This window comes from Alcanivorax sp. HI0083 (assembly GCF_001635175.1).
The window spans coordinates 1-915 of sequence record NZ_LWFX01000467.1 but is presented as its reverse complement, the minus strand read 5'-3'; the positions used below and the strand labels follow the sequence as shown (position 1 = coordinate 915).

Genomic DNA, 915 nt, shown 5'->3' with positions numbered 1-915 from the left:
GTCTTTCAACTGATGCGACAGGGCCGACTGGGTAACATGTAGCCGTTCCGCCGCTTCCACCATTGACCCCGCCTCATCAATCGCCCGAAGGGTGGCGAGATGTCGTAATTCCAGCATTTGATTCTCCAACGCATGCCATTGTAAGTGCGGTGGCACCACCGCGATCTTGCTCTGAATGCAAAAGCCAGGGCGGTCGAATGCCTGCTCCCGCCATAGCGAAAAGATGAGTAAAACTCATATAGCGATGAAATAATACCAATTTTACTCATTAAAGGTATTGAGCATAATGGCCGCATATCACGCTTCGTCGCGTTAGTTACCCAGCGCGACGCAGGCCACGACCCATTTTGACGCGGACGCCCTGGCACCATGAGCAACGAATTCACTTTCAGCATCAAGCGCATTTGTTTCGATGAGGATTACCGTCCAGCCGACAACACGCGCATTACCACCAACTTTGCCAACCTGGCGCGGGGAGAACGGCGCAAGGAAAACCTGCGCGACACTCTGACCATGATCAATAACCGGTTTAATGCGCTGGCTCACTGGGACAACCCCAATGGTGACCGGTACGTTGTGCAGCACGACATTGTGTCCGTGGATATCGATATTGAAGGCAATGGCGAAACCTTCCCGACCATCGAAATCCTGAAAACCACCATCTTTGACCGGCACACCAACAAACAGATTGAAGGGGTGGTCGGGAACAATTTTTCCTCTTACCTGCGGGACTATGACTTCAGCATCGCCCTGCAGAACCATAACAAGGACCAGCCACACTTCAGCATCCCTGAGGATTTTGGTGATCTGCACGGCAAGCTGTTCAAGCATTTCGTCAACTCAAGTGCTTACCAGGAAAACTTCAGCAAACTGCCCGTGATCTGTATCAGCGTATCGGATAACAAGGTGTACACC

Annotated in this window: 2 protein-coding genes; one reads left to right on the top strand and one right to left on the bottom strand. The window is 51.7% G+C overall.

Annotated features, from left to right (window positions below):
- The coding region (locus A3754_RS25965) for a LysR family transcriptional regulator (RefSeq protein WP_156496799.1) at window positions 1-117 on the bottom strand (117 nt) is incomplete at its 3' end.
- 252 nt (window positions 118-369) lie between these two features.
- Here A3754_RS25965 and A3754_RS04800 point away from each other — a divergent pair.
- On the top strand, window positions 370-915 hold a 546-nt coding region (locus tag A3754_RS04800), incomplete at its 3' end, for a putative oxygenase MesX (protein ID WP_156496798.1).